Origin of the sequence: Rufibacter aurantiacus (assembly GCF_017916345.1) — a bacterium.
GTDB lineage: Bacteria > Bacteroidota > Bacteroidia > Cytophagales > Hymenobacteraceae > Nibribacter > Nibribacter roseolus.
The window spans coordinates 156,068-179,097 of the sequence record NZ_JAFMSV010000003.1; the positions used below are offsets into that span (position 1 = coordinate 156,068).

Consider the following 23,030-nt stretch of genomic DNA (forward strand, 5'->3'; position numbering starts at 1 on the left):
TTGTGCCTTTCTAGCGTTTACAGGGCGTTTTCTTTAAATCAGGTCTAAAACTGTTCTCTGTGAAAAGAGCGTTTAGCCTCCTTTTTCCTCGCCAAAGCCGTGGTTGCGCCATTACTTAGCGCCAATACAAGAAGCGGTGAGATGCTTTACCCGAAAGATGCACAGCCTTACAAAAGAGTTGCCTGAGCAAGGCAGAATTTCTTTGGACCAGACTAAAAAAATCCCAGACCCAAAAAGAAGCCCGATCCTGTCTCTATTTATTAGATCAAAAACTTTACCCCCGAAATCCGTACTCCTATTTTTGGGCTGAATCATAAAAAAGAGGCTTGAATCAGTTTTTGAAAGCAAACCTGATTTTGGGCTGGAGGAATAGTTTTGAATACTGAAAACAACGGAGTAGCCCTGGTGCCCGTGCGGGAGCGGGGAAGTAAGTTCTTGAAACGCCTGGGACTGGACAACTTTCTGCTGGCGCTTCTGGCCATGATTCTGCTGGCCTACCTTTGGCCCCACATAGGAGAGGAGAACGGGCCTTTGCCCCTGGAAGAGATCACCACCTACGGCGTTTCGCTCATTTTCTTTTTCTATGGTATGCGCCTGAGCCCCGCCAAACTAAAAGCCGGCCTCAGCGACTGGCGCCTGCACCTGGTGGTGCAGCTGAGTACGTTTTTGCTGTTTCCCTTGCTGGTATTTCTGGCGAATGTGCTGTTGGGCGGAGAAGAAAACCAGTTGTTATGGCTGGGCGTGTTCTACGTGGCGGCCCTGCCGTCTACGGTTTCTTCCTCGGTGGTGATGGTCTCTATTGCGGGAGGCAACCTTCCGGGGGCTATCTTCAACGCCAGCATCTCAAGTTTGATTGGGGTCTTTATGACTCCGCTTTGGATGGGCCTTTTCATGAGCACCAGCTCGGCGGCCGAGATGGACTTGGGTAGCATTATCCTCAAGCTCATGTTGCAGGTGCTCTTGCCGGTGACGCTGGGGGTGCTGCTGAACAAACGGTTCGGGGAGTTTGCCGAGCGGCAGAAGGCCCGGCTACGCCTGTTTGACCAAACCATAATCCTGCTCATCGTGTACTCCTCTTTCTGTGATTCCTTCGCAAGGGAGATGTTCAAAGGCTTCAGTGCTTTGGAATTACTTTTGTTGGGAGGGGCTATGGTGGCGCTGTTCTTCCTGGTTTTTGGGTTGATTCACCTGCTGGGCAATCTGCTGGGATTCTCGCGTGAGAACCGGATCACGGCCATTTTCTGCGGTTCCAAGAAATCCTTGGTGCACGGCACGGTCATGTCAAAAGTCATCTTTCCCGATGCCAATATCGTGGGCATTATTCTTCTGCCGCTCATGTTGTACCACGCTTTGCAATTGATTGCCGCCAGTATTCTGGCCCAGCGCATGGCCCGGCAGGGGACTAGCCTTGAAGTGTCGGCTTAAGCCTTCACCTTTACTGCTTACCTTATTTTTTTCTAAACCCATAGACAGAAATGCCCTGCCTAGTTCATCCAACAGGGCATTTCTGTTTATAATAAATACAGCTTGTTTAGTGTGCCAGTATCCCTTGTTGTGCGGAGAGTTAGCGACAGCGCTCTCCGCACCATTGAACTGCCAATCTCCTGATTGGCGTATAATTGCCCAAAATAGAAACGCTTTTAAAAGCCATTACCCCTGCCCACAAGATCCTTTCAGGATAACAAAAGAGAGAAGACGATTTTACATTCTTATAAAACTAAAAGGTCCAGCTATGTCATGCATAACTGGACCTTTTGCTTTTCTTGGGCCTTTATAAAAATGATATTCTACTGCTCTTTCTAATGCGCCAGCATTTCGTGGTATGTTTCTTCGGCTTCCATCAATCCGGCCGAAGTGATGTTCGTGAGCCGGACGTGTTTCTGCTCGTTCACCAGCACGGGATCATATTTGGCCACCACGCGCACGTAGTTCTCAGTGAAGCCTTCCATATAGCCATCGGTAATATCAGCTTCAAACAAGACGCGGCCTTCGTACCCGATCTGGCTTTCGTAGAAAGCGCGTTTCTTCTTCTCAGACAGGATGCGCAGCATATCGGCGCGGCGGTTACGCTCTTTCTGCGGAACAACTCCAGGCAGGTCCAAGGCCAGGGTGTTGGCGCGCTCAGAGTACGGGAACACGTGCAGGTAGCTGATGTCTAATCCGTTCAGGAAGTTGTAGGTCTCCAGGAAATCTTCCTCCGTCTCGCCGGGGAAGCCCACAATTACGTCCACCCCGATGCATGCGTGCGGCATGGCAGTCTTGATCCATTCTACCCGCTGGGCGTACAGTTCCCGCAGGTAACGGCGGCGCATGAGCTTCAAAATTTTGTTACTACCCGACTGCAACGGAACGTGGAAGTGCGGCATAAAGCGTTGAGAACCCGCTACGAACCTGATGATCTCTTCACTCAAAAGATTAGGTTCAATAGACGAAATCCGGAAGCGGCTCACGTTCTCCACCTGGTCCAGTTCCTGCACCAATTGGAAGAAATTCTCCACGCGAACGCCTTCCTGCAACCCAAAATCGCCGGTGTTCACCCCGGTAAGCACAATTTCCTTCACGCCGGAGTCGCCTATGGTGCGGGCCTCGGATACTACTTTCTCAATGGTGTTGCTGCGGCTTTTGCCCCGGGCCTGCGGAATGGTGCAGAAGGTGCAGGAGTAGTCGCAGCCGTCCTGTACTTTCAGGAACGTGCGGGTGCGGTCTCCGAAGGAGTAGGCGTTCACGAAGGTGTTGGCCTCAGATACCGGGCTGGCATGCACCTGCGGGGCGTCTTTCTTCTCAAACGTCTCCAGAATGTCTACCAACTGAAACTTCTCGGCGGCACCCAAAACGGCATCCACACCGGGGATCTCGGAAATCTCCTTTGGTTTGAGCTGGGCATAGCAGCCCACAATGGTGATGAACGCGTTAGGCGAGTGCTTGAGCGCTTCCTTCACCACTTTCCGGCATTTCTTGTCGGCATTGTCGGTGACGGAGCACGTGTTGATGACGTAAATATCGGGGGTGTCTGTAAACTCCACCTTCTCAAACCCTCGTTCCTGGAAAATCCGGGAGAGGGTAGAAGTCTCTGAGAAGTTGAGCTTACAGCCTAGTGTATAGAATGCTACCTTTTTCATAATCAAGGCACAAAGGTACGGAGAAACCGGAAATAGTTAATAGTGTTTAGTTGTTAGTGATTAGTGTTTGATCTCTAGAGTTTTGAGGTTGTTTTAAGAAATAAAGCTTAAAACGGGATTTCGGTTAATGATCTGGTGGGTAACTCCCCAAGCATTATGGATACGTTTAACAAAGGAAAAGGGCACCCACAAGAGGTGCCCCTACAATGATCGCTTAACCAAGAGCAAAACTCCGGTAAATGTTTTAGGGCTCCTTTTCAGAAAACAACCCAAGAACAACTAAACACTAATCACCAATAACTACTTCTTAAGGAAATCCCCGAAACTGGTTTGCATGTAGGCTTTGCCTTGTTCTACCTGTTTGTCGGTAACTCCGGGGGCGCGGAGGATAGGTTTTTGCGAAACGTTGTCAAAGGTTACGGCACCTTGCGGCGAGACCATCCCGAAGCCATCGTTGAAGACGTAGAATGCGAAAGGGGTGGCATTGGCGTCCAAGAGGTTCTTGCTCCAGGCAAACTGGTGGGTGGGTTGTCCCATCTGCTGCAGGAGGGTAGGCACTAGATCGGTTTGGGAGCCTATGTTGGTCACCACCGTGTCTTTCACGGCCAGGGCGCCGCCAGTCATCAGGAGCGGAATCCGGAACTTGCTGGGTGCATCGTTCTGGTCGCGGCCGGGGAAATGGTGCCCGTGGTCGGCTACCAGCACAACCAGCGTATTCTGCCACCAGGGCATCTTCTTCGCGGCAGAGATGAATCGGCCTAAAGCATAATCTGTGTAGTAGAAGGCGTTCTTGAAACTGGTTTCCTCATCTGTGCCCGGGAATTTCGCCGGAATAGGAATGTCATACGGCTCATGGCTGCTGAGGGTATATACCGTAGTAAAGAACGGCTGTTTGGGGTTTTGGTGCTCAGCCAGTACGCGGTCAAACAGGATGTGGTCATGCACGCCCCATTTTGAGTTGTAATCCTCGCTAGAGAAATCAGACTTCTCAAGCAGTTTGTCATACTGCCCGTTGATGAGGTAAGACTTGATGTTGGCAAAGGCCAATTCCCCGCCATAATAGTAGCTGGTGGCGTAGCCTAATCTTTTCAGCTCCGAGGCCAATTGGGGCAGGCGCTCCGTTTTCTTCGGGGTTTTGATGATAGAGGTGGTGGTCTGCACGGGATAGCCGCTCAGCAGCGCCACCATGCCTTTTTCGCTTCGGTCTCCGGCGGCGTAGATGTTCTGGAACAGGATGCCTTCTTTGGCCAGTGCATTGAAGTTAGGCGTCACCTCGGCCGGGCCACCCAGCGCTCCAATGAACTTGGCGGTGTAGCTTTCCAGGATGATAAATAGCACGTTAGGCCTTTTCACCCGAAGCAAAGAAGGAACAGAATCGCTCTTGGGCTGGTACAACTCCTGCACCATGGCCTGCGCCTGTTTCTCGTCCAGGTACTGGTAGGGGTTCTTGGTATTGTGGTTCTTTTTAAGCAAGGAATGCATGACGTTCCAGGGCACATTCACGCCGGCGTGGTTCGCGAAAAGCTTGGAAGAGAAGTAAACATCGCTTTGGTTCAGGGGAATCTGTTGCCAACCGCCCCGGATAGGCAGCACCAGCAAAGCCACCAGGAAAAGACTGAGCAAAAGTTCACCGGATAATTGTTTTACGCCTCTTTTTGGAGAAACAGACCAATTCCGGCTGATGAACCTAAAGCCCAATATGCCTATGACCAACAGCAAGAGGTAAAGGAGCGCCAAAAGCCAAACCGGAGCCGAGGCCGTGGAAGCCAGCATCTCGGCGGGCGTGTTGAGGTATTGCAGGGGAGTGGAGTCCAGCCTAAAGCCCCAGGCCGAGTACAGTTCCAGGTCAATGGTCACCAACAGCACCAGGATGGGCAGCAGTACATAGGTGAAAACAGAGACAATTTTCAGGAAGACCCTTTTCCTGAAGGCCACCTCGTTCAAAAAGAGCAGAAACGGGATCACGCTCAGGTAAGCGGCGAAGGATAGATCCATCCGGAGACCGTACCAGAACACTTTCCCAATCTCAGAAGAGGTTAAGGCATAGGTTTTGGTAGAATGGTAGAGGAGGAAAACGGCCCGACATATCTCAAAGAAGAGGGTCCAGAAGAAAAAAAACCCGAAGGCTTTGAATAGTATTCTTTTCACAGGTCAAATATACCGCATAAAGGGCATCCTCAAAAAAGAGACACTTTGTAGAAGACTATGTGTTTTGAGGGGGTATGTAGGAAAATCCAATGCTTGTTTGGAAAAATGGGTATCAAAATAGAGGGGTATTCTCTTGAAAGTAGTTAGTAAATTTAAAAAAGTGGTTCAAAAAATTAGGGGTAATGCTTGAAAGTAAGATTTTCTGCCCTACATTTGATCCATCTTTTAAAAACAAACAAATTTCATGGCCATTCTTCGTTTTAAGGCGCTTGAGTTGGTAAACCAACGCACGCCAGTAGAGGTGAAGCTACCTTCTGACAAAATCTCTGATTATTATGGAAGTAACGTATTTGGTTTAGAGGCCATGCGCGCTACTTTGGCTGGAGATTATTTCAAACGCCTGCAGTTTGCCATTAAGACCGGCAGCAAAGTAGACCGTAACCTAGCCGATGCCGTGGCGGGAGCCATGAAGACCTGGGCTCTTAGCCGCGGAGCTACCCACTACACCCACTGGTTTCAGCCGTTGACCGGTGAGACCGCCGAGAAACACGACTCTTTCTTTGACCTGAGCTCAGACGGACGCGCCATTGAGGTATTTAAAGGCAGCGCCCTGGTACAACAGGAGCCAGATGCCTCTTCTTTCCCAAGCGGCGGTATCCGTAACACCTTTGAGGCCCGCGGTTATACCGCCTGGGACCCAACCTCTCCGGCCTTCATCATTGAAAACGCCGGCGCCAAAACCCTTTGTATCCCTACCATCTTCGTTTCCTATACCGGTGAGGCCCTTGACTACAAAGCGCCTTTGCTGAAAAGCCTTGGCCTGGTTGAGAAAGCCGCCGTTGACGTTTGCCAGTACTTTGACAAAGACGTTACCAAGGTAACCGCCACGTTGGGTATTGAGCAGGAGTACTTTCTGGTGGACCGTGCTTTGTATGAAGCCCGTCCAGACCTGGTGATGACCGGCAGAACCGTATTCGGGCATGAGCCGGCCAAAGGCCAGCAGCTGGAAGACCACTACTTCGGGGCTATTCCGTCAAGAGTGCACGCCTTCATGATTGACTTCGAGGCCGAGTCGCACAAGCTGGGTATTCCTTTGCGTACCCGCCACAACGAGGTGGCGCCAAACCAGTTTGAGTGCGCTCCTACCTTTGAAGAGGCTAACCTGGCAGTTGACCATAACCAATTGTTAATGGACCTGTTAGACCGCGTTGCCGAGAAGCACCACTTTAAGGTATTACTGCATGAGAAGCCTTACAAAGGCGTGAACGGAAGCGGCAAGCACAACAACTGGGCCCTGAGCACCGACACCGGCGTAAACCTTTTTGCGCCGGGCCGTCGTCCTAAAGAAAACCTGCAGTTCCTTACTTTCTTCATCACCACCGTGAAAGCGGTGCACCGCTATGCGGATTTGCTGCGCGCCAGCATCGCCTCTGCAAGCAATGATCACCGCCTGGGCGCAAACGAAGCACCACCGGCTATCATGTCTGTGTTCATCGGTAAGAAACTGACAGAGGTGCTGGATGAGTTGGAGCGTACCGCCAAGTTACCGTTAGACAAAGGCGACAACGTGTACCTGAAACTGGGCATCGACAAGATCCCTGAAATCCTACTGGACAACACTGACCGTAACCGTACTTCGCCTTTCGCCTTCACTGGTAACAAGTTTGAGTTCCGCGCGGTAGGTTCCTCGGCCAACAGCTCCAACGCCATGACCACCCTCAACGCCATTGTCGCTGATCAACTGATCGACTTCAAGAACAGCGTGGATGCTTTAATGGCCCAGGGCAAGAAAAAAGAAGTAGCCATTATTGATGTGCTGCGTGAGTATGTGATCTCTTCCAAAGCTGTGCGTTTTGAAGGAAACGGTTACTCAAAAGAGTGGGAAGAAGAAGCAGAGCGCCGTGGGTTGAGCAACATCCGCAAGACGCCACAGGCTTTGGACAAACTGGTAGATGAAACTGCTATGGAGATCTTTACCAAGCACAACATTTTCAGCCCCCGTGAGTTACACGCCCGTCATGACATTCTGCTTGAAGACTATATCAAGCGCGTACAGATTGAGGCCCGCGTGATGGGTGACCTGGCCATGAATCACATCATCCCTACCGCCATCGCTTACCAGACTACTCTGGTGGAGAACATCAAAGGTCTCCGTGACATCGGGTTGGAGGACAATGAGTACACACAGACCACGCTGGACACCATCAAAACCATCTCCGGTCACCTGACTACCATCAAGACGAACGTAGATGCCATGATTGAGAAGCGCAAGGTGGCCAACAAGATTGAAGACACCCGTGAGCGGGCCATCATGTACACAGATGAAGTACTTTCTTTCTTTGACACCATCCGTTACAGCGTTGACAAGCTTGAGCTGATCGTTGCCGATGAGCAATGGCCATTGGTGAAATACCGCGAGATGATGTTCCGTCATTAATAGGACCTTTCTCCATAAACAAAAAGCCCCTGCCGGTGCGCAGGGGCTTTTTGTTTATACGCTGTTTAAGGCTCTGTTTTCTAGAATCAGCCTTGAAACGGAATTTTGGTCAGGTACTTTTATCAAATAAACAGCGGCTGGTCATTAGAGGGGTTGGTGCGGTTAGGGGAGAAGCTTTGCCCCAGTTCCTTGATCCTTGATTTAATTTGGCTGATGGTAGGCATCTGCTCGCGCCATTCCTGTTCCCGCCACCAGGCCTGCATTTTGGGATTCTGCCTGGCCAGGTCAAAGATGCGCTTCAGCACGAAGGGCAGGATGAGGGTGGCAATATTGGTGGCCATCGCGCTTTTGATGCCCAGGTGCAACATGAGCCTTACCAGCAGCATGTCCTTCAGTTTATCAAACAGCAGTTTAGGGCCTTTCTCCTGCACATGGCCTTTCAGAACCTCCAGCACTTGCTGGGCATTGCCGCTTTCCATCTCTTTCTGCAGCCATTGCTCCACGGTTTCGCGGGTGACCTGAATGGCCTGCGGAATCTGGGTGGCCTTTAAACCGGCTTTGTGCAACAATTGCGCCGCAAAGGCATGACTTCTCTGTAGAAACGGAACGGGCATAGATGGTTTTATAAAGTTTTCTTGGGGCTACGGCCATAAAGGCAAATGTTTTTATGCAGGACTTAACTCAGGGCAGGATAACACGTATCCGGTCTACGAGTGTGCCATCAAAAAACACCTACTATGGACTTTGATATCCCTGAATTCAAGAAACGGTTAGACCACGAACGCTTGAAAGGAACCCAGCCCGAAACCATCATCCAGCATGAGATCCGACAGGCCGAAGAGGTCAAAGAGGGCCTCTCGGAGGAAAATGACCACGCCAGCGAGTTCGTCTCTGAGGCCATTAACCGCATTGACACCTATATTTTCCAGCTCCATGAACTGGCCCTAGAGTTCAACCCTGCAGAATTCGACCTTGACCAGCAGACCTATCTGCAGGATGACCGCGTTCACGACCGGATCGCTAACCGGATTGACCGCCTGAAAGAACAAGGAGAGGCCAATGCCTCCACTGAGGACCCTTTGTTAAGGCAGGGAGAAGCGGAGCAGGAATAAACAAAGTCGGTTTACAGGTGAAGAAAGCACTGAACCTTTTTATAGCCTCTTTTTCCTGAAACGGCTTTAAAACAGACGCTAGTCTTTAAGCGAACGCGCCGTTTTCAGAAGACTGGTTACCGGAAAAGGATTTCCCCACCGTTCTTATTTTTGACCTGATATCTTCTTTGCTGGGGAGATGTTTGCGCAGGTCCAGGTTGTCCCACCAATTCTTGAACATGGGATTTTTCTGGAGCAGCTCTACCATGGCCTTCAGAATGAAAGGCAAAATCACCGATGCGGTTTTGGAAGCGGCATCATAGGCCATGCCCATGCGCATTATGTACTTGGCCACTACCACATCCTTCAGTTCATCAAACAAAAGCTGGGAGTCTTTTTCCAGGCATTCACCTTTCACCATCTGGAACACCAACGGCAGGTTGCCCTGCTCCATTTCCTGGTAAAGCCAGTTCTCGGCAGTCTCGCGGGTGGTCTGGATGGTGTTGGGGATATTGATGTTGTCCATGCCTGCTTTCCGGAGCAAGGCAGTTACCTGGCGTTGGCTTTGGGATAAAAACAGTAGAGACATAGCTGCAGTTAGTTTAGCATAATATTGTACGCCTTATTTAACATAGGTGTTTTCTGTTCACTGCAATTAGATGCCGGCCACTTAAGGCATAGTGGCCAAATAAACCAGGCATCACACGCCAAGAGAGCACCTTAGAGTGGCTTAATGCTTTATTACTAAGTAGTTAAAGTAAATAAAAAAATTTAATGTGCCTGTTTATGATTTCTGGCTTACCTAAAAAGAAATTGACCACCTATACGGTTTTGTAAAGGAGAAAACTGTCTAGAGTACATGCAGGCAGACCCATAGCTGCGCAGGTCAAAAAAACGTCGTACTTTTACAAATGCTACGCTGAACAATCTGGTTTAGCCGTTGGTTAAAGAAATATGGAAACATCATTTCCCATGAATACAGAATCCCTTTCCCTGGGCGGAATCTATTGTCCTAGCCTTACTGATTATACCCGCCGCCTGAGCCGCGAAGTGCGTATTGGTGACCTGGCAATGGGGGGCGAGAACCCCATCAGGGTACAGTCCATGACCACCGTAGACACCATGGATACGCTGGGTTCAGTTGAGCAGGTGATCAGGATGGTGGAGGCCGGCTGTGAGTACGTGCGTATTACCGCACCCAGCGTGAAAGAGGCCGAGAACCTGGGCAACATCAAGAAAGAACTTCGGGCCCGCGGCTATAACGTTCCGCTCATCGCTGATATCCATTTCACTCCCAATGCTGCCGAGCTGGCCGCCCGTCTGGTAGAGAAAGTGCGTGTGAACCCCGGGAACTACGCCGATAAAAAGAAATTCCAGACCATTGAATATACCGATGCCACTTACCAGGCAGAGTTGGACCGTATCAGGGAGCGCTTCACGCCTTTGGTGAACATCTGCAAGGAGTACGGCACGGCCATGCGCATAGGCACCAATCACGGTTCTTTGTCTGATCGCATCCTGAGCCGCTACGGTGATACCCCACTGGGCATGGTGGAGAGCGCGCTGGAGTTCCTGCGCATTTGCGAAGACCTCAACTACTATGACGTGGTGCTTTCCATGAAGGCGAGCAATACTCAGGTAATGGTGCAGGCCTACCGGTTGCTCGTGCAGAAACTGAAAGAAGAAAAGCTGCAGCCTTACCCGCTGCACCTGGGCGTGACCGAGGCCGGCGAAGGCGAGGACGGTCGCGTGAAATCTGCGGTGGGGATCGGTACTTTGCTGGAAGACGGTTTAGGTGATACCGTGCGGGTTTCCCTCACGGAAGCCCCTGAGCTGGAAGCGCCGGTGGCCAAGATGCTCATTGATCGCTATACCACCCGGGCCGGGCACACGCCCATCAAACCCATCTGCAACCTGCCGTACAACCCGTTCCAGTACCACCGCCGCGAAACCCGCGAGGTCCTGAACCTGGGCGGCCACAACGTGCCCCGCGTGGTAGCCGACCTGAGCCGACTGGAAGAAATCACTTACGAGGATCTTCGGCCGGTGGGCCACATCTACTCGGCTGCACTGGACAAATTCCATATGTCTGACCAGGGCGCGGATTACGTGTACACCGGCAGTTCGCCCATCTCGTTCATGCTGCCCAACGGCTTAAAGGAGATAGTGGACTATACCGCCTGGCTGGAAGCCGAGCAGCGCGAGGAGCGATATCCTTTGTTTACTGCCGTGCAGTTTGAGACCGCCAGTAGCTGGCATCCGCAGTTGAACTTTGTGCAGGTGACGCTGGGCCAGTTAACGAACGATATTATAGAAACGCTGCATAATCGGCCGGATGTGGTTCTCATCCTGGAGACGCAGAATGAGCACGCCATGCCGGAGCAGCGCAAGGCTTTCATCCGCCTCATGAACCAGGGTCAGCCGGTACCGGTCATTATCAAGCGCTCCTATGAAGACCTCACCGATGAACAGGTGCAGCTCTACGCTGCCACTGATGTGGGCGGACTTTTAATTGATGGTTTCGGGGATGGCGTGCTGCTCAGCACCCAAGACCTAAGCCACCGCAGCAAAGAAGACTGGCTCTTCACCCTGGAAAGTCTGAACAAACTCTCCTTCGGCATTCTACAGGCGGCCCGCACACGCATGAGCAAAACCGAGTACATCAGCTGCCCTAGCTGCGGCCGTACCCTGTTCGACCTGCAGGAAACCACCGCCATGATCCGTAAGCGCACCGATCACCTAAAGGGCGTGAAAATCGGTATCATGGGCTGCATAGTGAACGGCCCCGGCGAGATGGCCGATGCCGATTACGGCTACGTGGGCGTGGGCAAAGGCAAGATCGCGTTGTACCGCGGACAGCAGGTGATCAAGAAATCAGTGCCGGAGGAACGCGCCGTAGACGAGCTCATTGAACTCATCAGGGAAGACGGAAACTGGAATGAGCCGGTAGGGGTAGAGGCCTAAATATATTTGCCCACAGGTAAATCATTCCTGGCCTGAGATTGTTCTAATTATATACAGAAGCACACTTAACAGCAGATATAAACCTATATGAAAGGCCTATTTGATTTCACCGAAGTGGCAACCTACTTCTTCCGCAAGAAGGACCCAAACCGCAAAACCAATTTCAACCTGCGCACCATGCACACCATCAACAAGGTGTCAATGATCATGTTCCTATGCGGGTTGATCTACCTGGTGTTCAAACTGATGACCCGTTCCTGATTTCCCCGCGATATAGATATATTCCCATTTAGGAGGCGATTTTAGAAAGTAGCCCCTAAATGGGAATTTTCATTTCAGGAAAGCGCTAAACCTTGAATTCCATCTGGGATATGCACATGTTGCCTGGCATCAAGAAAGATATTCCGGCGCTGCTGGCCAGCGTGAGGCTAAACGAAGAAAACCAGTAGGCCGACTTCAATCTTTCTTTGGTAAAGTGGCGACCTACGGAATTGGAGGGCTGATTGCTGGTGAGGTGTTAGACAAAGTTGGTATCCTGGCCTTCGTGGCCAAGTTCTATTAAGTGATTCTGCTGACCGGCGTTAAGTTCTGGAAGCTGATTGCCCTGGCCCTTGTAGCTTTGTTCAGCGGCTTAAAAAGGTTCTTCAGTTTTAAAAAAGAATCTGAATCTCACGTTGCTTTTGCTAAAGAAGGTGCAGAATCAGGCTTGGAAGCATCACAAATCTTTGAACACATCATCGCCAATGAGCAGGAGCCAGTGACCGCGCAAGCAGAAGAGGCAGCTTATGAAATGGAAACCAAAGCGTAATCTTTTATAGAAGTTACAATAAATAGAAGAGCCGCTTTCCCTCTTTGGGAAGGGGGCTCTTTTTATTACCTTCAGGCCCTATGAACATAGAGGATTTAAGAGAGTATTGCCTAAGCAAACCGCACGTAGAGGAAACCCTTCCCTTTGACCAGGACACGCTGGTCTTCAAAGTGGCCGGTAAAATGTTTGCCCTTTGCAGCCTGTCTGACTACGCCGCTGGCGTTGCCCTGAAATGTGACCCGGAGCGGGCGGTTGAATTAAGAGAACAGTACCCCGCCATAAAGGAAGGTTACCACATGAGCAAGAAACACTGGAACACCGTCCTCCCTGAGGCTTTCCTGCCTATGGGTTTAATGACCGAACTCATTGACCACTCTTATGATCTGGTGGTGGCCGGAATGACGAAGAAGGTGAGAGCGGAGTTAGGGCTGTAAAGGAAACCGGAACTAATCAGCTTACCCTGGAGACTCTTCTTCGGTTTCTTCCAGCCACCCCAAAAAGGATCAACCCAAGGCCAAGGGTAGCGACTCCGGCAGTAGAGCCAGCCTCATAGTTAAAGTGCCATTCTACCCGCCATTTGGCTTTATTCTCAAAGCCTGCATAAACTACTTTGCTGACTTCTTCGCCCGAGGTGATATGAAAATACCTGTTCTGGTTGAAGAAGTAGCCGGTTGCTACGGCCGCTAACAAGGCTAAGCCCAGGAGAATATCATAGCGTTTGTTCATGGACGTAAAATTTAATGTTGTATAGGTATGAAATTTTATGGAATGCAAGGAAGGATAGCATCCTTTTTTTGAACTGCATTTTACAAAATGATACTAAAAACTACTGCTACACTCTTAATTATCCTATCTGTTTTTCTTTCCTCCGGGAGTACCTTGGGGCAAAAAAAGCAAACGGAGCAGTCAACCATCCAGAAGGCAAAAGGGGAAGTAACAGATACACTGTTCTGTATTTTTCCAATTGAACAACTGCCAGAATACAAACATGGTGGGCTGCCTTCCATGTTAAAGTTTATGCAAAGTAATTTAAGATATAAGGAGTGTGTGGAGGGGATGGTAGTAGTGCAGTTTGTAATTGATACCACTGGTCAGGTAATTGCCCATCAGGTATGTTTTACCCATTTGGTTTGGGGTGGTTAAGGGAAACCAGAAGAAGTAAGACGGTGTATGTGAACAGAAAAGGCCAGCTACAGTAGCTGGCCTTTTCTGTTTTAAAGGTAATTTTAGGAAATAAGGCAAAAACCCTAGATCACCACGTTCACGATTTTACCCGGAACCACGATCACCTTTTTCACCGGTTTGCCTTCCAGAAGTTTCTGCACCTGTTCGGAGGCAAGTACTTCTTTCTCCACTTCCTCTTTAGAGGTTTTCAGGTCAAAGGTGAGTTTGGTCTTCACCTTTCCATTCACCGAGATTGGGTAGTCAAAGGTGCTTTCGGTGAGGAATTCCTCTTTCCATTCTGGGTAAGTGGCGTAGGTGATGCTTTCGCTATGGCCTAATCTGCTCCAAAGTTCCTCCGCAATGTGCGGTGCGAAAGGGGCCAGTACCACGGCCAAAGGCTCCAGGATGGCACGCTTCTTTGTTTTCAGAGAAGTGAGTTCGTTTACGCAGATCATGAACTGGCTCACGCTGGTCCCAAAGGAGAAACGTTCAATGTCTTCCTCCACCTTCTTGATGGTCTTGTGCAACGACTTTAGCTCGGCCGGAGTTGGTGCCTCCTCGGTTAGGGCCCAGTTGCCTTGTTCATCAAAGAACAGCTTCCAGAAACGCCGCAGGAACTTGTACACCCCGTCCATGCCGTTGGTGTTCCAGGGCTTGAACTGCTCCAATGGCCCCAGGAACATTTCGTACATGCGCAGGGTATCGGCACCGTATTCCTCCACCAGCACATCGGGGTTCACTACGTTGTGCTTGGATTTGGACATCTTCTCAATTTCCACTCCTACCACGTATTTGCCATCCTCCAGAATAAACTCCGCATCTGCGAAGTCAGGTCTCCAGGCTTTGAATCGCTCCAGATCCAGTACATCATTCTCCACTATGTTCACGTCCACGTGCAGGGCAGTGGTTTCATGCTGGTCTTTCAAGCCAAATGAAACAAACGTGTTGGAATCCTTGATGCGGTATACGAAGTTAGACCGACCCTGGATCATGCCCTGGTTGATGAGCTTCTTGAACGGCTCCTCTTGATTTACCAGCCCCAGGTCAAAGAGGAACTTGTTCCAGAAGCGGGAGTAGAGGAGGTGACCGGTGGCGTGCTCAGAACCACCAATGTAAAGGTCCACGTTCTGCCAGTAGTCGATGGCTTCTTTGCTGGCGAATTCCTTTTCGTTCTGAGGGTCCATGTAGCGGTACCAGTACCAGCTGGAGCCGGCCCAACCGGGCATGGTGCTCAGTTCGTACTCAAACTCCCCGCGGTATTTCCAATCGTGGGCGCGGCCCAAAGGCGGTTCTCCGGTCTCGGTGGGCAGGTACGCGTCTACCTCAGGCAACACCAAAGGCAGTTCACTTTCCTCCAGCAGGTCAGGAATTCCGTCTTTGTAATAAACGGGCACCGGCTCGCCCCAATAACGCTGACGACCGAACACGGCATCGCGCATGCGGTAGTTCACGCGGGCTTTGCCCACGCCCAGTTCCTCTGCTCGCTGGATTCCCACTTTAATAGCGTCTTTCACCTCCAGGCCGTTCAGGAAGTCTGAGTTGATGATTATCCCTTCTTTGGCCGCGTAAGCTTCTTTAGAAAGATCACCACCGGCCACCACTTCCGGAATAGGCAGGTTGAATTTCTTCGCGAAGGCGTAGTCGCGGGTATCGTGGCCGGGAACGGCCATTACGGCACCAGTTCCGTAGCCCGCCAACACGTAATCAGCGATCCATACCGGGATTTTCTCTCCTGAGATCGGGTTAATGGCATAAGAACCTGTGAAAGTTCCGGTCACGTGCTTCACATCAGACATGCGGTCGCGCTCTGAGCGGTTCTTGGCCCAGGTCACGTATTCCTCTACCTCGGCGCGTTGCTCCGGTGTGGTGATTTCCTCTACGTACTCGTGCTCAGGCGCCAAGACCACAAAGCTCGCCCCGAAAATGGTGTCAATGCGGGTGGTGAACACGGTGATGTGCTTGTGCTCGTGGCCGTCCAGTTGGAAATGCAATTCTGCCCCCACGGATTTCCCGATCCAGTTGCGTTGCATATCTTTTACTGGCTCAGGCCAGTCAATGGTGTCCAGGCCTTGGAGTAGGCGCTCTGCGTAGGCGGTGATGCGCATCATCCATTGCTTCATCAACTTCCGTTCCACCGGATAGCCGCCGCGCTCGGATACGCCGTCTTTCACCTCATCGTTCGCCAGAACGGTTCCTAGCTGGGGGCACCAGTTCACCACGGCTTCGGAAAGGAAAGTCAGGCGGTATTTGAGCAGAAAGTCCTGTTGTTCTTTCTCAGATAAGCGGGCCCAGGCATCAGCGGTCACGTGCGGGGTGTCCTCATCGCAGGCGGCGTTCACGTGGGTGTTGCCGCGCATTTTGAACTCGGCTACCAGCGTGTCAATTGGCTCGGCTTTGTCGGTATCGTAATTGTACCAGCTGTTGAAGAGCTGCATGAAAATCCATTGAGTCCACTTATAGTAATCTGGGTCTGAGGTACGCACCTCCCTGTCCCAGTCAAAGGAGAAGCCAAGGTTGTTCAGCTGCTCAATATAACGCTCAATGTTCTGTTTGGTGGTCACGGCCGGGTGCTGTCCGGTCTGGATGGCGTACTGCTCGGCCGGCAAACCAAATGAGTCGAAGCCCATTGGATGCAGCACATTGAAGCCTTTGAGGCGCTTGTACCGGCTCACGATGTCAGAGGCGATGTAGCCCAGCGGGTGCCCTACGTGCAGACCAGCCCCGGACGGGTACGGGAACATATCCAACGAGTAGAACTTGGGTTTACTTGGGTTGATATCGGTCTTGAACGTCTTGTTCTCACTCCAGAAGCGCTGCCACTTCTGCTCAATATTCCGGTAATCGTACTCTGACATCAGTTTTTATGGTTGTTTGCTGTAGGAGCAGGGTTTAGGTACACTGTTTTTCTTTGCCGCAAGGGCTATCTGCAAAAGTAAGGAATTTCTTTTAAGCCTGTTCTATGCGATTAGGGGCCGTTTTAGTGAAAGATGCTCAAAAGTATTTGTCTACAGTGGAGAGAAAGTAGAACTACTGAAGGAAAATGTGAAATATAAAAGTAAAATTGAAAAAAAGGATAACTGGTGACTATTTTACTTGCTATTGGTTAAAGAATAAACTGAAAGGGAGCAAAAAGGTAGGAGTTCCTTTAGTGGAATTTAGAGACTAGTAAAAAGTTCTAAGTTGGATTGTTAAATTGTGGTTAAACGTCTAGCTTTAGGAAGCCATTCTAATTTAAATTAGGAAATATTTGAACCGTAATATAAAACTTTTTTTTATAAGAGGCTTAATACTATATAAATAAACATTTTAAAAGATATTATTTTAGAATAACGTTCAATTTATGAATATTAAAAACAGTCACTTTTTATTTATTTTTATAATTTCTATATTTTTTACTTTTTGTAAAGACAAATACGAAGATATAAAACAATATAACGCCACTTTTATAGTTCAGCAAGAATCAAATTATTTGCACAGTGATGTTGAATTTGTCGCCACTGATACAGTAAAAGGTATAAATTACAACTGGAATTTTGGAGATGGTACATCATCTGATGTCGGTTATAAGGTAACTCATAAGTATACAAAGGCAGGAAGTTATACTGTTACCCTAAAAGTAGGAAATAAGAGTAGCTCTAAAGAAGTGCAAATATTCCCAGGTACGTTAAGTTACCAAATAAAAAACGGCAGCCGGAGCGAAGTGAATCTTGAAACTTATATTGATAATCCAGAAAATTTTGGTTCAGTGAGCCTTAACCTTGCCCCTGGAACTACCTCTGATCAAATCTTTTCAAAGTCTAATTTTATTGGTGGTCTCAACGGAATAGCCTTAGCAGGTATTATCCTGACTTATAATAATATAAAATATATTAATAGACCCTCTATTTGGCTGAAATTATTCCAAAACCACGTGATAGATTTGAATAATGATTCAGAGTTCCTCAAAATGTCTGGCAATGATGTTGGGCCGGATAGAATAAAATTGGGAGAATTGTAAAAAAGTTTAGTTGGCTATTGTCCATATTAACTTATAAGAGTATTAAACAATTGCTAAAACTCCAAAGTATTTGTTTAAACAAGATGTTTGTCTCTCTGAATTAATCATCAAGTTACATTTGATTTAAAAATACCTGGTTGAAATCTTTATTTGATTAGGCGTTTTTAATAACCCAATTTTACCTAAAGCAACTCTGCCAACGGATCAACACCGTTCCAGGTGCCTTGACTGGAAAGAGGCCTAAAACGCGCGAACAGTTCCTCTGAGTACCAGCCGCGGGCGCGCGTGTTTTTAATGACCTCTCGGTGAGCAGCCATCCGGTAAGCATACTCTTTCATGCTGGCTTCATCGCGCCAGAGGCTGAAGGTGGCTTGCCGTAGAAAGGGAGCCTCGCCTAAACCGATGGAGGCCAACAAACCTTGGGCATGATCTAAACTGGCACTAGCTTGGGGTACGTGCCGCCAGAAATCAATGGCTTTGGTAATCCGGATAGAGGCGCGGGTTAATACGGCAATAGGGGCATTGGCAGGGGCCGGTATGGTTTGGGTGGTAAACGGATTTTGGCCGCTCCAAAGGCCGTGCGCCTGCAGCGGTTGTAAGGTGAGGTTGTACTGTTCAAAGGTGTGCTGCCGGTATTCCTCTAATAGGGGATGGCCCATGTAAAAGTCCTCAGCCGCAGCAGGGCTCTCCCAGGTGGCCATTAGGCCGTATCGGTACCAGTTGGGTTTCAGGCTGAAGCCCCGACCTTGTCCGCTGCCTAGCAGCTTGAAGAAATTCAACCCTTTTACTTTTTGTAACGCAGGTACCGAGGTGCCCATTTGGGCCAGGCCCCAGCGCCAGTGACCGGGCTTCACGCCGAATAAGGAGAGGGTAGTATGCGCAGGAGCAGAAGGTGAGGAAAGTGCCAAGCCGGAAATAAAGATGATGGTTTTACGCCTGTTTTCTTAAATGTAGCCCAAAAGCAGATGCGGCACAAGCCTTAGTGCGGGCATGAAAAAAGGGAGCCGAAACTCCCTTTTCCTTAATAACTAAAGATTGATCTTTTTGTTTTCGCCGGGCCTGGCAGGCTCACCCGTGATAGCGGCTTTCACCATTCCATACAGATGGACCACTGCGCTGCTCGGTGAATCCCAGTACTCGGCCTGGTCAATGGTCACTTTCAGCAATCCGATGTTCGGGTCATCTTTGCCCTCCGGGAACCAGGCTTTCATGGCAGGGTTCCAGAGCTCGTCTATTTTCTGCTGATCACGGAGTACTTGTGCCCGTCCGGATACCGACACGTATAGCTGGTCACCTGGTTTGGAGTAACTCAGATTTACGTGGCTGTCATTTCTGATCTCGTGGGTTTTAGCCGAGTGGTGGCTGTTGAAGAACCAGATCACCCCGTCTTCGGCTACCTGCATGTGGCGCATGGGCCGGGACCGGATGGTGCCATCAGGCTCCACCGTGCTCAGCATGGCCGTGTCAATGTCTTTGATCTTGTCTATAAGGGCCTTTAAATCGCCCTGGTTTTGGTTTTGTTGATTTTCCATAGTTTAGATGAGGTCGTTAAACGCTTTACAGGAATACGGGTGGTCCCCGGATAGGGTTCTTTTTGGGGCCAATCGTAGTTTCATAACCAGAATACGTACCTTTGGTTTAAACCCGATGCTTTGAATTACCTGGCCCACTTATTTCTTTCCGGTGACGATGAGGACCTGCGCCTGGGTAACTTCATTGCCGATGGTGTGCGCGGTGCCCAGATCCTGCTCTACCCGGCGCGCGTGCAGGAGGGCATCAGGCTACACCGCCTCATAGACTCCTTCACCGATTCTCACCCCGTAGTCACCCATACGAAGGAACGTCTCAGGCCCAAGTTCCGGAAGTACGCCGGCGTGGTCGCTGATGTCTTCTATGACCATTTCCTGGCCTCTGATTTCCACCTCTACAGCCAGGTTTCCTTACAGCACTTTGCCGCCGAGGCTTACGCCCAGATCCAGGCTAAACCAGACCTGCTGCCCGAGCGGGTACAACATTTCCTGCCGTACATGGTCACCCACAACTGGCTTGTGTCTTACGCGCAGATCTCCGGCATCTCCAAAGCGCTGCGCGGCCTAAGTAGCCGGGCCACCTTTGAGTCGGGCATGGAAAAAGCCGGCGAGGAACTGGAACTCAATTACCCTTTCTACCGCCAGGATTTTGAACAGTTCTTCCCTGAGTTGCAGGCGTATGTTGCCCAACAAATTGAATTAAGAATTAAAAATTAAAAATTAAATTTTCTTTGACCCTTCTCTTTGACGCGGTAGTTACATCCGTGCCTTTCCAACTTAAAAATGTCTTAAAGGAGAATTTAGATCCTGAAAGGTTTATCAGCTATAGTTAGTATGAGGCTTATGCCTCATGGAAGTTGCAAACTTACTGCAATTTAGGTCCAAGTTATAAACTTGAACCAGGGTCGTCTGAGAGGATTAATTTATAGGGTAGTGTAAAGGAAATAATTAGATTATTGGACCTTTTTCCAAAATACGCCCAAAAACAAAGGCCGTCCCACGAGAGACGGCCTTTGTTTGATATTAGAAAAGAAGAAGTCAATTCTTAATTCCTAATTCTTAATTATTAATGATGGTGTCCGCCTTCGCCGTGCACGTGGCCGTGGGCGATTTCTTCCTTGGTGGCTTCGCGTACGCTGATCACTTTGCCTTCAAAGTGCATGTCCATGCCGGCCAGGGGGTGGTTGAAGTCCATGAGTACGTGCTCTGGCTCTACGCTTACAATGCGGCCCTGCATGTGGTTTCCTTCGTTGTCAGACATGGGAATGTAGTTGCCCACCTGCACCATCTCCTCGTCAATCTTGCCGTCTATCTCAAACACATTCTTGGGTACCGGTACAATGGCAGACTCATCTAGGTCGCCATATCCTTCATCAGAGGCCACGGTGAATTTGAACGTATCGCCCGCAGATTTGCCTTCCAGTTCCTGCTCAAATTTCTCGGGCAGGCCGCTCACACCAAACAAAAAGACCATTGGATTTTCTTCGTCGGCAGTTTCCACCAGGGTGTCTTCGCCTTCTTCGTCGGTAACACGTAGCTCGTAGGTGAGCGACACCACTTTGTTCTCTTCTATTTTCATTTGGTGAACCGTTTATGGTTGATAGATGTAAAGGTAGAAATTCAGCGGAAAGTATCACGCATTTTAGCCGGAGCCAAAAGGAGAGACCAGCGTTTATCAGATAGTTTTGTAAAAAGCCTCTTTATTGCCTCTAACGTGGCAGAAGCGCCAAAGGATTTATTCAGTATCGGTAGAAATCAGCTCCCAGGCGCTGCGGTAAGCCCCAATGTTCTCGGCGTAAGCCAGGAATTCCTGGTAGAAGGGGTGTTGCCCCAGTGTGGCACTGTCGCCCACAATCACCATCTTCTTTTTAGCCCGGGTCATGGCCACGTTCATGCGCCTGATATCCGCCAGGAAACCTATCTCACCCTCGGGGTTGCTGCGCACCATGCTGATGTAGATGATGTCACGCTCCTGTCCCTGGAAAGAGTCTACGGTACCCACTGAGAGTTGCCGACGGGCTTGCATAGCCGCCAGTTTGGGCTGATGCTCTACCTGGTCATTGAGGTAGTTGATCTGGGCCCGGTACGGCGAGATGATGCCAATGCGCAGCGGTCTCTCGGGTAGTTCCTCGTCTTTGCCAACGGGTTCATACGGCATAAGCAGGTTCACCAGGTGCTTGATCAGAATATCGGCTTCCTCTGGGTTGGCGGTGGAACTGCCTTCGCCAATGGTCTGGTCGTTGAAGCCGCAGCCGGCCGTGTCAATGAACTCCACAATGAGCCCCGGCTGAAACACCGGGTGCACATCCGGCAGGGTAGCCGAGGCCACACTCTCGTGAGCCTGCAACTCGCCGCGGTAGAACTGACCGTTGGAGAAGCCCATAATGTGCTCATGCATGCGGTACTGGGTAGTGAGCATCACAGCGGTCTCCGGTTGGCGTTCTATACACTTCTCAAACAGGGTTCTGGCCAATCCGCCACGTTCTGCGGCTATGGATTTGACAGTGGGCGGCAACTGATGGTGGTCACCGGCCAGCACCACGCGGTTAGCCCGGGTAATGGGAATCCAGCAGGCAGGCTCCAGGGCTTGCGCGGCCTCGTCAATGAACACGGTGTCATACTGCAGGTGGCGGATGGCACGGTTCGCGGAGCCCACCAGGGTGCAGGTAATCACCTCCACGTGGTCCAGCAGATCCTCGGTAATGTAGTCTTCTATGTCATCGGCCTGGGACAGGATGCGCTTGCTTTCCTCTTTCATGAACTGGCGCTGCTGCCGTTCCTCGTGCCCGAAGTTGCGCTTGTATTGCCCGGCCATGGCCTTGTATTCCTGGGCCTGTTTCCGGAGTTTCTTCAGTTGTTTGTAATCGCGGTGGTGCATGATTTGGGAGTCCAGCGTATGCTCCAGCAGCACCTCAGACACCCTTGACGGATTCCCGATGCGGATGACGTTTACATCCTGCTCGGCCAGTTTTTCGGTGAGCAAATCCACAGCCGTGTTGCTGGGGGCGGTGACCAGGAGTTTGCGCTCGCCGGCGGCCAGGGTCTGCAGAATGGCCTGCACCAGGGTAGTGGTTTTGCCGGTGCCCGGAGGTCCGTGGATGATGGCCACATCTTTGGCTTGCATGATGTTCTTGACGGCCGCATTTTGCGAGTCATTGAGCGCCGGAATAGGAGAGAAGTCGCGCTCGCGGCGGAAGATGGCAGGCTCAGCACCCAGGATGATATCGCGTAGTTGGGCCAGGCGGGATTTCTCCGCTTCCATCACCTTCATAAGGGCAAACTCCATCTCGCGGTAACTCACCTCGTCAAAGGTCAGTTCCACGCCCAGGCGGGCACCACCTTCAATCCAGTCGGGGAGGTCTTCTCGGGAGGTAGCCAGGCGCAGTTTGTTGCGTTTCACTTCCAGTACCACGCCATTCAAAGAACCGCCTTCGCCATTAGTGAACAAGGCCGCCGAGGAGCCAGCCTGGAACATGTGCAGTTGGTCTCGGCCCGAGATACGCTCCAGTTCCACCACCATCTTGTTCCCGAAACCCACCTGCTGTTTGATCACGTTCACCGGATACCAGCAGATGCCGAGGCGCTTACGCTCGGTGATGCTGGTCTGGGCGTTTTTGAGTTGGTATTGCTTGCGGTCCTCGTCCTGCTCCAGTTTCAGGAGCGCCCGCACATCTAATAATTCGTTCAGAATTTTATCCATGTAAAAGGTTAGACGCTAGATGTTAGAATTTAGATGTTAGACTTGTCTCAATTTTAAGTTTTTGGTCTTCGTC

General features: G+C 50.3%; 21 protein-coding genes. 11 read left to right on the forward strand and 10 right to left on the reverse strand.

The features are described from left to right. Positions 1 to 375: 375 nt before the first annotated feature. Positions 376 to 1,425, forward strand: a complete 1,050-nt coding sequence (locus J3P34_RS11220; RefSeq protein WP_282597081.1) for a bile acid:sodium symporter family protein — start codon at positions 376 to 378, stop codon at positions 1,423 to 1,425. Between the two features lie 374 nt (positions 1,426 to 1,799). On the opposite strand, the gene mtaB is transcribed toward J3P34_RS11220, so the two are convergent. Next, a complete protein-coding gene (gene mtaB, locus J3P34_RS11225; protein ID WP_210488754.1) occupies positions 1,800 to 3,119 on the reverse strand; it encodes a tRNA (N(6)-L-threonylcarbamoyladenosine(37)-C(2))-methylthiotransferase MtaB in 1,320 nt (439 codons plus the stop codon). Positions 3,120 to 3,419: 300 nt separating this feature from the next. Continuing rightward, positions 3,420 to 5,267 (reverse strand): LTA synthase family protein, encoded by a 1,848-nt coding sequence (locus J3P34_RS22375; RefSeq protein ID WP_210488756.1) that lies wholly within the window; start codon positions 5,265 to 5,267, stop codon positions 3,420 to 3,422. A gap of 244 nt (positions 5,268 to 5,511) precedes the next feature. Here J3P34_RS22375 and J3P34_RS11235 point away from each other — a divergent pair, with 244 nt between their 5' ends. Further along, positions 5,512 to 7,704, forward strand: coding sequence for a glutamine synthetase III family protein (locus tag J3P34_RS11235; protein ID WP_210464764.1), 2,193 nt, complete (start codon positions 5,512 to 5,514; stop codon positions 7,702 to 7,704). A gap of 122 nt (positions 7,705 to 7,826) precedes the next feature. Here the strand turns inward: J3P34_RS11235 and J3P34_RS11240 are convergent, their stop codons facing one another. After that, a complete protein-coding gene (locus tag J3P34_RS11240; RefSeq protein ID WP_210464765.1) occupies positions 7,827 to 8,318 on the reverse strand; it encodes a hypothetical protein in 492 nt (163 codons plus the stop codon). A 123-nt stretch (positions 8,319 to 8,441) separates the two neighbouring features. Here J3P34_RS11240 and J3P34_RS11245 point away from each other — a divergent pair, with 123 nt between their 5' ends. Then, positions 8,442 to 8,816: a hypothetical protein gene (locus tag J3P34_RS11245; RefSeq protein WP_210488758.1), complete on the forward strand. Its 375-nt coding sequence runs from the start codon at positions 8,442 to 8,444 to the stop codon at positions 8,814 to 8,816. A gap of 85 nt (positions 8,817 to 8,901) precedes the next feature. Here J3P34_RS11245 and J3P34_RS11250 read toward each other — a convergent pair whose 3' ends face one another. Continuing rightward, positions 8,902 to 9,384 (reverse strand): hypothetical protein, encoded by a 483-nt coding sequence (locus tag J3P34_RS11250; protein ID WP_210464767.1) that lies wholly within the window; start codon positions 9,382 to 9,384, stop codon positions 8,902 to 8,904. A gap of 383 nt (positions 9,385 to 9,767) precedes the next feature. Here J3P34_RS11250 and ispG point away from each other — a divergent pair, with 383 nt between their 5' ends. The 5 genes from ispG (at position 9,768) to J3P34_RS11270 (ending at position 13,001) form a co-directional block, all read left to right on the forward strand. Further along, on the forward strand, positions 9,768 to 11,759 hold the full coding sequence (ispG, locus tag J3P34_RS11255; RefSeq protein WP_210488760.1) for a (E)-4-hydroxy-3-methylbut-2-enyl-diphosphate synthase: 1,992 nt from the start codon (positions 9,768 to 9,770) through the stop codon (positions 11,757 to 11,759). 87 nt (positions 11,760 to 11,846) lie between these two features. Continuing rightward, positions 11,847 to 12,020, forward strand: coding sequence for a DUF6728 family protein (locus J3P34_RS11260; protein ID WP_210464769.1), 174 nt, complete (start codon positions 11,847 to 11,849; stop codon positions 12,018 to 12,020). A gap of 214 nt (positions 12,021 to 12,234) precedes the next feature. Beyond that, a complete protein-coding gene (locus J3P34_RS22460) occupies positions 12,235 to 12,321 on the forward strand; it encodes a DUF2167 domain-containing protein (protein WP_428480474.1) in 87 nt (28 codons plus the stop codon). Continuing rightward, a complete protein-coding gene (locus J3P34_RS11265) occupies positions 12,322 to 12,567 on the forward strand; it encodes a hypothetical protein (protein WP_210488762.1) in 246 nt (81 codons plus the stop codon). Between the two features lie 80 nt (positions 12,568 to 12,647). Further along, positions 12,648 to 13,001 carry an MmcQ/YjbR family DNA-binding protein gene (locus tag J3P34_RS11270; protein WP_210488764.1) on the forward strand — a complete coding sequence of 118 codons (354 nt, stop codon included), beginning with the start codon at positions 12,648 to 12,650 and terminating at the stop codon, positions 12,999 to 13,001. A gap of 16 nt (positions 13,002 to 13,017) precedes the next feature. Here the strand turns inward: J3P34_RS11270 and J3P34_RS11275 are convergent, their stop codons facing one another. Then, positions 13,018 to 13,293: a hypothetical protein gene (locus tag J3P34_RS11275; RefSeq protein WP_210488766.1), complete on the reverse strand. Its 276-nt coding sequence runs from the start codon at positions 13,291 to 13,293 to the stop codon at positions 13,018 to 13,020. Between the two features lie 87 nt (positions 13,294 to 13,380). Between J3P34_RS11275 and J3P34_RS11280 the strand changes: the two genes are divergently transcribed. After that, entirely contained in the window at positions 13,381 to 13,710 is a 330-nt protein-coding gene (locus J3P34_RS11280) for a hypothetical protein (protein WP_210488768.1), read from the forward strand. 104 nt (positions 13,711 to 13,814) lie between these two features. Here J3P34_RS11280 and leuS read toward each other — a convergent pair whose 3' ends face one another. Beyond that, a complete protein-coding gene (leuS, locus tag J3P34_RS11285) occupies positions 13,815 to 16,586 on the reverse strand; it encodes a leucine--tRNA ligase (protein WP_210488770.1) in 2,772 nt (923 codons plus the stop codon). A 485-nt stretch (positions 16,587 to 17,071) separates the two neighbouring features. On the opposite strand from leuS, the gene J3P34_RS11290 reads away from it, so the two are divergent. Continuing rightward, on the forward strand, positions 17,072 to 17,728 hold the full coding sequence (locus J3P34_RS11290; protein ID WP_210488771.1) for a PKD domain-containing protein: 657 nt from the start codon (positions 17,072 to 17,074) through the stop codon (positions 17,726 to 17,728). Positions 17,729 to 17,910: 182 nt separating this feature from the next. On the opposite strand, the gene J3P34_RS11295 is transcribed toward J3P34_RS11290, so the two are convergent. Beyond that, positions 17,911 to 18,636: a spheroidene monooxygenase gene (locus tag J3P34_RS11295; protein ID WP_210488773.1), complete on the reverse strand. Its 726-nt coding sequence runs from the start codon at positions 18,634 to 18,636 to the stop codon at positions 17,911 to 17,913. Positions 18,637 to 18,756: 120 nt separating this feature from the next. After that, positions 18,757 to 19,260 carry a pyridoxamine 5'-phosphate oxidase family protein gene (locus J3P34_RS11300; protein WP_210488775.1) on the reverse strand — a complete coding sequence of 168 codons (504 nt, stop codon included), beginning with the start codon at positions 19,258 to 19,260 and terminating at the stop codon, positions 18,757 to 18,759. Positions 19,261 to 19,380: 120 nt separating this feature from the next. Here J3P34_RS11300 and J3P34_RS11305 point away from each other — a divergent pair, with 120 nt between their 5' ends. Then, entirely contained in the window at positions 19,381 to 19,974 is a 594-nt protein-coding gene (locus J3P34_RS11305) for an acyl carrier protein phosphodiesterase (RefSeq protein WP_210488777.1), read from the forward strand. 349 nt (positions 19,975 to 20,323) lie between these two features. Here the strand turns inward: J3P34_RS11305 and J3P34_RS11310 are convergent, their stop codons facing one another. Together J3P34_RS11310 and J3P34_RS11315 are read right to left on the reverse strand one after the other, a co-directional pair. Further along, positions 20,324 to 20,836: an FKBP-type peptidyl-prolyl cis-trans isomerase gene (locus J3P34_RS11310; protein ID WP_210464779.1), complete on the reverse strand. Its 513-nt coding sequence runs from the start codon at positions 20,834 to 20,836 to the stop codon at positions 20,324 to 20,326. Positions 20,837 to 20,992: 156 nt separating this feature from the next. Then, a complete protein-coding gene (locus J3P34_RS11315; protein ID WP_210488780.1) occupies positions 20,993 to 22,957 on the reverse strand; it encodes an AAA domain-containing protein in 1,965 nt (654 codons plus the stop codon). Positions 22,958 to 23,030 lie beyond the last annotated feature (73 nt).